The 9,251-nt window shown below is 70.3% G+C and carries 13 protein-coding genes; all 13 read left to right on the top strand.

Annotated features, from left to right (window positions below; all coding sequences use genetic code 11):
* Window positions 1-3: 3 nt before the first annotated feature.
* The 13 genes from FVE25_RS33250 (at window position 4) to FVE25_RS33310 (ending at window position 9,251) form a co-directional block, all read left to right on the top strand.
* Window positions 4-669, top strand: coding sequence for a hypothetical protein (locus FVE25_RS33250; RefSeq protein ID WP_157251105.1), 666 nt, complete (start codon window positions 4-6; stop codon window positions 667-669).
* Entirely contained in the window at window positions 666-929 is a 264-nt protein-coding gene (locus FVE25_RS33255) for a helix-turn-helix domain-containing protein (RefSeq protein ID WP_157251106.1), read from the top strand. Before FVE25_RS33250 ends, FVE25_RS33255 begins: the two co-directional genes overlap by 4 nt.
* Window positions 930-1,092: 163 nt before the next feature.
* Complete coding sequence (locus tag FVE25_RS33260) at window positions 1,093-1,230, top strand: hypothetical protein (RefSeq protein ID WP_157251107.1); 138 nt, start codon at window positions 1,093-1,095, stop codon at window positions 1,228-1,230.
* Window positions 1,231-1,844: 614 nt separating this feature from the next.
* Window positions 1,845-2,105 carry a hypothetical protein gene (locus tag FVE25_RS33265; protein WP_157251108.1) on the top strand — a complete coding sequence of 87 codons (261 nt, stop codon included), beginning with the start codon at window positions 1,845-1,847 and terminating at the stop codon, window positions 2,103-2,105.
* Window positions 2,029-3,459 (top strand): hypothetical protein, encoded by a 1,431-nt coding sequence (locus tag FVE25_RS33270; protein WP_219825742.1) that lies wholly within the window; start codon window positions 2,029-2,031, stop codon window positions 3,457-3,459. The genes FVE25_RS33265 and FVE25_RS33270 overlap by 77 nt, the downstream gene beginning before the upstream one ends.
* Window positions 3,460-3,462: 3 nt before the next feature.
* The gene (locus tag FVE25_RS33275; RefSeq protein ID WP_157251109.1) at window positions 3,463-3,612 is read left to right on the top strand and encodes a hypothetical protein; all 150 of its coding nucleotides are present in this window, start codon (window positions 3,463-3,465) and stop codon (window positions 3,610-3,612) included.
* A 4-nt stretch (window positions 3,613-3,616) separates the two neighbouring features.
* Window positions 3,617-4,921, top strand: a complete 1,305-nt coding sequence (locus tag FVE25_RS33280) for a phage portal protein (RefSeq protein WP_157251110.1) — start codon at window positions 3,617-3,619, stop codon at window positions 4,919-4,921.
* Window positions 4,922-4,929: 8 nt separating this feature from the next.
* Entirely contained in the window at window positions 4,930-5,727 is a 798-nt protein-coding gene (locus tag FVE25_RS33285) for an HK97 family phage prohead protease (protein WP_157251111.1), read from the top strand.
* A gap of 10 nt (window positions 5,728-5,737) precedes the next feature.
* A complete protein-coding gene (locus tag FVE25_RS33290; RefSeq protein ID WP_157251112.1) occupies window positions 5,738-7,144 on the top strand; it encodes a phage major capsid protein in 1,407 nt (468 codons plus the stop codon).
* A 77-nt stretch (window positions 7,145-7,221) separates the two neighbouring features.
* Window positions 7,222-7,479 carry a hypothetical protein gene (locus FVE25_RS33295; RefSeq protein ID WP_157251113.1) on the top strand — a complete coding sequence of 86 codons (258 nt, stop codon included), beginning with the start codon at window positions 7,222-7,224 and terminating at the stop codon, window positions 7,477-7,479.
* Window positions 7,476-8,282, top strand: a complete 807-nt coding sequence (locus FVE25_RS33300; protein ID WP_157251114.1) for a hypothetical protein — start codon at window positions 7,476-7,478, stop codon at window positions 8,280-8,282. Before FVE25_RS33295 ends, FVE25_RS33300 begins: the two co-directional genes overlap by 4 nt.
* Window positions 8,221-8,832 (top strand): head-tail connector protein, encoded by a 612-nt coding sequence (locus tag FVE25_RS33305; RefSeq protein WP_157251115.1) that lies wholly within the window; start codon window positions 8,221-8,223, stop codon window positions 8,830-8,832. The genes FVE25_RS33300 and FVE25_RS33305 overlap by 62 nt, the downstream gene beginning before the upstream one ends.
* Complete coding sequence (locus FVE25_RS33310) at window positions 8,832-9,251, top strand: hypothetical protein (RefSeq protein ID WP_157251116.1); 420 nt, start codon at window positions 8,832-8,834, stop codon at window positions 9,249-9,251. The genes FVE25_RS33305 and FVE25_RS33310 overlap by 1 nt, the downstream gene beginning before the upstream one ends.

A 9,251-nucleotide genomic window follows, 5' to 3' on the forward strand; every position in this document is an offset into this window, starting at 1 on the left:
ACCATGACGCGCCGCGCCGTCGCACCGGCGCTATGCCTGGCCACACACCGGCATGACCCGGAGCGGCCACGCCAGGCCGCACCCGGGCTCAACCTGTGCCCCGGCTGCCACGTCGGCCTGGCCCGCCACCTGGCCGACCTGCCCGGGCTGCACGACGACGTCCTCGACCAGCTCCCCGCGAACGGGACCGTGGCCGGGCCCGCCGTGTCCGGCAGCCCCGGCCAGCCCCTGCCATACAATCCCGCCGCCGGCGACCTGCTCTCCCAACTCCGCCACGACCTGACCTGGCTGACCCGGCTCGTCGCCGAACAGCGCGGCCTCACCACACCCCCACCACGACCGCCAGACCAATGCGCCTGGCTCTCCCGCCACACCGACTGGATCGCCGCCCATCCCGACGCCGGAGCCATCAAAGGCACCCTGACCGAACTCGTCGGCCGCGCCTGGGCCGTCATCGACCCCGCCCGGCGCCCCCTCCTCATCGGGCCCTGCCTCGAAACCATCGACGACCAGCCCTGCGACGGAACCCTGCGCGCCACCGTCCGCCGCGACGGCGACCCCACACCCTCCGAGATCTACTGCGACACCTGCCCCCTGAGCCTGGACACCACCCAGTGGCACCGATTCGGCAAGCGCTACCTGGCCGAGCGCGCGAGGATAGCCGGATGAACGCCGACGACGCGCTGAACGGGGCCGCGGCCCAAGCCGCTGCGCAGTACGGCATGAGCGCCGAGCAGGCCCTCGCCTACCTCACCACCACCGACGCCCAGCGCATATACGACATACCAGCCCGCACCATCCGCCGCTGGATCCACGAAGGCCGCCTCACCCACCAGCGCGACGGACGCACCATCCTCGTCTCCTGCGACGAACTCGACCAGCTCGCCGACATTCGCGCAGGCCGGCGCTTGCCACGAACACCCAAATGACCCCATCATCTGAATAACCTCAGATCACTTGTCGGCCCGGCCAAGCCCGGGCCATCGTCATGCCAGGCACCTGGTGGGGGCCAGGCGTCGGGCCCGGCCGGCACGAAGGTGCGGGCGGAGCGGCCGAGCCCGACACCCCCGCCCCTGCCGCAGAAGGGCCGTCATGCCCCAGCTGATCCTCTACCTCGTGATGCTCATCTGCTTCGCCCTGGCCGCCTTCAACATCGGCGGACGCATCAACCTCATCGCGGTCGGCCTCACAGCCTGGGCACTCGCCCTCGTCTGGGACGCCATCCCCTAACTCCAGCGCAAGCCGGGGCTCATCAACAGGGGGCCACCCCACCAGCCCCAGGCCACAGCACACGGCCGCCCTCCCCACCCCACCGCCACGCTGCCCGAGACACCAGCACCACGCATCAACCCAACGCGCTGGACCCCAGCGCGCACCTGGCCCACACCACCTCCGGACACCACCCGCCCCCACCCCCGCGCAAGGGATCGAGCATGGCAGCCAAGGCAGGACGCAGCGGCTCACGCTACCGAGAGCTGCGCGCATGGCTGAAGGCCCAGCCCCACGGCTGGATCTGCTGCCGATGCCAGCACCCCATCGACCCTGAGCTCCCGCCCCGACACCCGATGTCTTGGACACTCGACCACCTCGTCGCCCTCGTACATGGTGGTCCACTCCTCGACCGAACCAACGCTCGCGGCGCGCACTACTCCTGCAACAGCCGCCACGGGCGCTCCATCCAAGACGCCACCACCTCACGCCGGTGGTAAAGCTGCAGGTCACAGGCCCGGACGGGTAGGGGGGCACCATGCCCGCGAAGACGATCAATACCCCTGGGAGACCCCGCCCTCTCCCATTTCTCTCCCCAAGCGGTTGCTTGGGCGGCCAAGTGGTTGCTTGGTCTCATGGCTGAGCTGGTCGAAGAGGTCGGGTCAGGCGACCGGCGCAGGGCGTTGAAGGCGTTGAGGGACAAGCTGGCGGCCGAGCTTTCGGGCTCGGAGGGGCGGACGTCGGCCGCGCTGGCGAAGGAGCTCGTGGCCGTGCTGAGGGAGCTGGATTCGCTGCCGTTGCCGAAGGAGGCGAGCTCTGTTGACGATCTCGCCGCCAAGCGTGCTGCTCGGCGCGCAGGCGCCTCGGGTCTCGACGGTTCCACCTCGGTTCAGTAGCGCCGGCCAGGAGGCGGTCGAGCTCGCGGCGAGCGCGGGCCTGCATCTGGATCCGTGGCAGGCGCGCGCCCTGGATCTGGCGCTGGGTGAGCGTGCTGACGGCACGTGGGCGGCGTTCGAGGTGGGGCTGATCGTCGGCCGGCAGAACGGCAAGGGATCGGTGCTGGAGGCCAGGGAACTGGCCGGCCTGTTCCTCTTCGGCGAGCGGCTGCTGCTGCACTCGGCGCACGAGTTCAAGACCAGCGGCGAGGCGTTCCTGCGGGTGAAGGCGCTGATCGACAACACCGATGATCTGCGGCGCCGGGTGGCGCGGATGCGGACCTCGCACGGCGAGGAGGGCATTGAGCTGATCGGCGGCCAGCGGCTGCGGTTCGTGGCCAGGTCCACCGGGTCGGGCCGCGGTTTCTCGGGCGACACGGTGATCTTGGATGAGGCGTACGCGTTGACGGCGCCGATGATGGCCGCGCTGCTGCCGACGCTCAGCGCGAAGCCGAATCCGCAGGTCTGGTACGCGTCGTCGGCGCCGCTGCGCACCAGCGAGGTGCTGAAGAAGATCGTGGCGCGGGGCCGTGAGGGGTCGCCGCGGATGGCGTACCTGGAGTGGTCGGCGCCGCAGTCGGCCGCGTTGGACGATCGTGAGGCGTGGGCGCAGGCCAACCCGGCGCTGGGGATCCGGATCAGCTCGGAGTTCGTCGAGGCCGAGCGGGTGGCGCTGGAAGAGGAGGAGTTCGCCCGGGAGCGGCTGGGCATCGGGGCGGACGACCAGTCCGGCATGGTGATCGACTTGGGCGCGTGGGCGGCGCTGGCCGACCCGGCGTCGCAGATGGCGGATCCGGTGGCGTTCTGCATGGACATGACGCCGGAGCGGTCGGTCGGGTCGATCGCGGCGGCCGGGCGGCGCGCGGACGGGCGGCTGCACGTCGAGGTGGTCGAGCACCGTCCGGGCACGGCGTGGATGGTGGCCCGGCTGCAGGAGCTGCGGGAGCGGTGGAAGCCGTGCGCAGTCGTGATCGACCCCGCCGGGCCGGCAGGGTCGCTGATCGCCGAGGTGGAGGCGTCCGGTGTCGAGGTGGTCAAGCCGTCGGCGCGCGAGCACGCGCAGGCGTGCGGCCAGCTGTACGACGCGGTGATGCCGTCGCAGGGCGAGCCGACGCTGCGGCATCTGGGCCAGCTGCCGCTGAACACGGCGCTGGCGGGCGCCCGCAAACGGGATCTGGGCGATGCGTGGGCGTGGGCCCGCAAGGGCGTCTCGGTGGACATCAGCCCGCTGGTGGCGGTGACGCTCGCGGCGTGGGGGCACGCCACCCGTGCGCATCTGGAGGGGAGATCGACGCCATGGGTCGCGTTCGGCTGAGCGATGCGCAGAACTGAGGCGGCGGCGCTGCTGACGGCGGCGCTGGCGATGGTCGTGGGTGGGCTGGTGTGGCTGCTCGGCGCCATCGGCCTGATCATCCCTGGGGTGCTGCTGGCCGCGTTCGTCCTGCTCGTCGTCGAAATCAAGGAGTGAACGCGTGAAGCTCTGGCGGTCACTGCTCGGCCGAGACGATGAGAAGCGGTACAGCTTCTCCGACTGGGCCGCCGACAAGATGCTGTTCGGCGGCATGACCTACCCGCTGCTCGGCGGCGGATGGTCGAAGTCGGAGGAGATCGAGCAGACGTTCCCCGGCTACGTGCAGGGCGCCTACAAGGCCAACGGCGTGGTTTTCGCCACCGTCTTGGCCCGGCTGCTGCTGTTCACCGAGGCGCGTTTCCAGTGGCAGCGCATGTCCGGCGGCCGGCCAGGCGACCTGTTCGGCACCCCAGACCTGGCGATTCTGGAGACGCCCTGGCCGAACGGGACAACGGGCGAGCTGCTGGCCAGGATGGAACAGGACGCCAGCCTCGGCGGCAACTTCTACGCCGCCCGCGAGACTGGCCGGATACGCCGGCTGCGGCCGGACTGGGTGTCGATCATCCTCACCGCGCCGCCGGACGAGGCCGTCGAGTCGGACGTGGCCGGCTATCTGTATCGGCCGGGTGGAATCGGCTCCCGGGCGGAGGGCCAGATCTACCTGCCGGACGAGGTGTGTCATTGGTCGCCCGTGCCGGATCCGGAGGCGCAGTACCGGGGCATGTCGTGGGTGACGCCGGTGGTGCGCGAGGTGCAGGCGGACAAGGCCGCGACGCTGCACAAGTCGCGCTTCTTCGACAACGCCGCCACGCCCAACCTCGCGGTGTCGTTCAAAGAGAGCGTCACCAAGGAGCAGTTCAAGGAGTTCATGGAGGCGATGAACGCCGCCCACCAGGGCGTCGACAACGCCTACCGGACCCTGTATCTCGGGGGCGGCGCGGACGTGACCGTCGTCGGCGCCGATCTGCGCCAACTCGACTTCAAGCAGACCCAGGGTGCCGGGGAGACGAGGATCACCGCCGCCGGTGGTGTCCCCGCGGTGATCGTGGGCCTGTCCGAGGGGCTGCAGGCCGCCACCTACAGCAACTATGGGCAGGCTCGCCGCAAGTTCGGCGACCACTGGGCGCGCCCGCAGTGGCGTTCGGCCGCCGCTGCTTTGTCGGTTCTCCTTCCCGCGCAGGGCGGCGGCGTGCGGCTCTGGTACGACGACGCCAACATTGCCTTCCTGCGTGAGGACCGGAAAGACATCGCCGAGATCCAGGCGATGGAGGCCCAGACGATCCGCACCCTTGGCGACGCCGGATACGAGCCTGATTCGGTGAAAGCTGCCGTCAAGGCCAACGACTGGAGCCTGCTCGTGCACTCGGGCCTCTACTCGGTTCAGCTTCAACCCGCCGGGACGCAACCGGCCCTGCCTGCCGCATAGGAGCACTCATGGAAACCCTGCGCGAGCTCGATCTGGTTCGCGCCGTGCCGGCGTGCGTGGAGCTGCGCGCAGACGGCGACGGCGGCGAAGGGACCGACACGCTCGGCACCATGGTCGGCCACTTCTCCGTGTTCGACACCTGGTACCGGATCCGCTCGTTCTGGGAGGGCGACTTCATGGAGTCGATCGCCCCGGGCGCCTTCCGCAAGACGATGGCCGAGCGGCGCGATCAGATCGTGGTGGCCTTCGACCACGGCTATGACCCGGTCATCGGCGACAAGGTGCTCGGCCCGATCGACGACCTGCGCGAGGACGGGACGGGCGGCTACTACGAGGTCGGGCTGCTGGACACCAGCTACAACCGCGACCTGCTGCCCGCCCTCAAGCGCGGCCTGTACGGCTCCAGCTTCCGCTTCCAGGTGATCAAGGACGAGTGGGACGACGAGCCCGAGCGCTCCGACCACAACCCCGACGGCGTCCCCGAGCGCACCATCCGGGAGGTGCGCCTGTATGAGTTCGGGCCCGTCACCTATCCGGCCAACCCCGCCGCGACCGCCGGGATGCGCTCGATGAGCGGCATGACCGACCAGTACTACGAGCGCCTGCGCGCCAGAGGCGCCCAGCAGATCGACGACCTGCTGGCGCGAGCGCGCGCGCTTCGCACTCCCGACCTCGCAGCCGCCCCCGCGGGCACTGCGGAGCAGGGAGCCGCACCCGTTGCCGACGAGCCGGTGAACCACCACTCGCGCGGTCTGTCCGTGAGCTCCAGGAGCCGACTCCTGGAGCTTGAGTTCCTTGCTTCATAGGGAGCAGACCATGAATCCGAGTGAGAGGCTGGCAGCCGTCGAGGACGAGCTGCGGGCCATCCACGAGGCGGCCGGAGACGAGCCGCTCACCGACGAGCAGCAGGCCCAGTGGGATGAGCTGCGCAGCGAGCGCGGCCGGCTGCAGGAGACGATCCGCCGCCAGGAGGAGCGCCGGGAGGAGGTGCGCAGCCTGGCCGAGCGGCCCGGCCGTACCGAGGCCGGCGACGGCGCCCGCGGCGCCCCGCAGGTTATGACGAAGGTGGACCCGTTTGCCGTGCTGGAGGATCGCAGCCTGCACGGCGGCGACCTGCAGCGGGCGCTGACCGACGCCAATCTGAAGGCGCTGGAAGAGCGTGACCTGGGCGGTGCCGACAACGAGCGGCACGTCGAGACGCTGCTGCGGCGGCATGGCGGCGACACCCGGTGGGCATCCAACCTGCTCGCGCGCTCCCGGCCGGAGTACGAGGCCGGGTTCTCCAAGATGATGACGGGCAGGCAGGAGTACCTGACCTACGAGGAGCGCGCCGCGATGGCCGTCGGTACGGCTACCGCCGGCGGGCTGCTCGTGCCGACCCACCTGGACCCGACGCTGATCCTGACCAATGCCGGGACCTCGAACGTGATCCGTGGCATCGCGCGGGTGGTGACGCTGACGGTCGGCAATGTCTGGCACGGCGTCACCACGGCGGGCGTGACCGCGTCGTGGGACGGCGAACTCGTCGAAGTATCCGATGACACGCCGGCGCTCGCCGCCGCGACCGTCTCGACCGTGCAGGCGCAGTCGCTGGTGCAGGCGTCCATCGCCGCGTTCGAGGACATCGCCGGCCTCAGCTCGGACGTGCTGATGCTGTTCGCCGACGCCCGCGACCGGCTGGAGGGCGCCGCGCACGCGACCGGCTCCGGTTCCGGTCAGCCGAAGGGCATCTTCACCGCGGTCAACGCCTCCGCCTCGCTGCAGGTCACCTCGACCACGGCGGCGACGATCGGCCTGGTCGACCTGCACTCGCTGTATCGGACGCTGCCGGTGCGTTGGCGCGGCCGCGGCACGTGGCTGACCAACCCGCTCTACAGCCTGGCAATCAAGGCGCTGGGCACCGCGGTGTCGGCGAGCTTCTCGACCGACATCACGCAGGCGATGGCAGGAAGCCTGCTGGGCCGGCCGCTGGTGGAGTCGGACGACGCGCCGACTACGCAGACCACGACCGCGCTCGACAACGAGATCATCTTCGGAGACTTCTCCGGATACACGATCGTGGACATGCCGGGTGGGTTCTCGGTGGAGTTCATCCCGCACATGTTCAACACCGCCAACAACCTGCCGGACGGCCGCAGGGCCTGGTTCGCATACTGGCGCAACGGCGCCGACGCGACCAATCTGGCCAGCTTCCGGATGCTGGTGGACAAGACCAGCGCCTGACGTGTGGAGGCCCTGGCGCGCTGCGGGGCCGGGGCCTCCATCACCTTCCCGCCGGCCCCTACTAAGGAGATGTCGCCATGCCGATGCGCGTGCGCGAACGCTACAAGGCCGAACCGTGCGCCCTGCTCGACCCGAAGAGCGGCGCCCACATCGTGCCCGACCCGACCCGCCAGTACGCCGACGACGATCCGGTGGTGCTCAACGCGCCCTGGTACTTCATCGCCGAGGGCGAGCAGGACGAGCCTGCGCCGGACTCTGTGCGGATCGCCGAGGTCGAGCAGGCGACGACCGCGCCCGGCGAGCGGCGGACGACGCGGCGGCCGAAGGCGAAGTGAAGCGCGGCAGCGTGGTCGTCGGGTTCCTCGACGACGGCCAATGGGCGGCATCGTTCGGGCTGTCGTATCGGGACCTGTGCCTATATGACGTGATGTCGCAGCAGCGGATCGTGCGCGAGGGCGGCCGGGAGTTGCGGCAGATGTGCGGGACGGGCGGCATCGCCGAGGGCCGCAACGAGGTAGCCAGGAGCTTTCTCGACCAGACCGACGGCGAGTGGCTGTTCTTCGTCGACACCGACATGGGCTTCGCCCAGGACACCGTGGACCGCCTGGTGGCCGCCGCCGATCGCTACCGGCGGCCGGTCATGGGCGGGCTGTGCTTCGCCCAGCGCCGCACCGGGACCGGCGAGCTGTACGCGCCGGAGTTCGCGATCGTGCCCACCTGCTACGCCTACGCGGAGCTGGAGGACGAGCTCGGGTTCGTGCCGATGCCGGACTACGGCCGCGACCAGGTCGTCGAAGTGGCCGCCACCGGCGCTGCCTGCCTGCTGATCCACCGGCGGGCGCTGGAGAAGATCCGCGAACGCTACGGCGAGGCGTGGTTCGACCCGATCACCCACCCGACCGGGCTGCGAGGCGGGCGCCGCGTCTTCTCCGAAGACCTGTCGTTCTGCGTCCGCTGCCAGGCCGCCGACATCCCGGTGCACGTGGACACGCGGGTGAAGACGAGCCACGAAAAGGGCGGCATCTATCTGACCGAACAGGCGTTCGACCGCCAGCAGAAGGGCAAGGAGGTGGGCGATGGCGCTGGGCGACCCCTACGCGACGCTGGCACAGCTGAAGTCGTACCTGCAGGTGTCTGACGCCGTCGACGACGGCGAGCTGACCGGTGCGCTGACCTCCAGCTCGCGCGAGATCGAGAAGCACTGCAACCGGCAGTTCAACAAGGCGACCTCGGCGACGGCCCGCATCTACTACCCCGACAGCGCCTGCCTGGCCTACGTCGACGACTTCTGGACGACGTCCGGCCTGGTCGTGAAGACCGACGACGGTGACGACGGCACGTTCGAGACGACCTGGGCCACCACCGACTTCCAGCTCGAGCCTCTGAACGCAGTCGTGGACGGCGAGAGCGGCTGGGCGTACTGGAGGATCCGGGCCATCTACAGCCGGTGCTTCCCCATCACCAGCCGGCGGGCGCCGCTGCAGGTGACCGCGCAGTGGGGCTGGGCCGCCGTGCCGGCGCCGGTGCAGCAGGCGTGCCTGATCCTCTCAGCCGAGGTGTTCAAGCTCAGGTCGGCGCCGTTCGGGGTGGCCGGGTTCGGCGAGTATGGCGCGATCCGCGTGCGGGAGAACCCGAAGGTGTGCGCGCTGCTGAAGCCGTATGAGCGCAACCGGATCCTGGTCGGCTGATGGCGCCGACTATCGCGCAGGTGATGCAGGGCATCGAGGCCCGGCTGGCCACCATCGCCGGGCTGCGGGTCGACGACGTCGTGCCCGACCAGATCAACCCGCCGGCCGCGCTGGTCGGGGTGCCGCCGATCCCGACCTACCACCAGACGATGGGCCGCGGCCGGTTCATGCTCGAGCCGACCGTGACCGTGCTGGTGTCGGCCGCGGTCGACCGCGCCGGCCAGCTGGCGCTGGCCGGCTACGCCAACCCGACCGGGCCGCTGTCGGTGCTGGCCGCCATCGAGGGCGACCGCACGCTCGGCGCGGTGGTCGAGGACTGCATCGTCATCGACTTCCGGCCGCTCGGCCTCGAAGAGGTGGGCCAGATCGGCTACTACGGCGGCGTCTTCACTCTGCGCGTCATCGCGCTCGGAACCTGA

Source organism: Nonomuraea typhae, assembly GCF_009760925.1.
GTDB classification, from domain to species: domain Bacteria; phylum Actinomycetota; class Actinomycetes; order Streptosporangiales; family Streptosporangiaceae; genus Nonomuraea; species Nonomuraea typhae.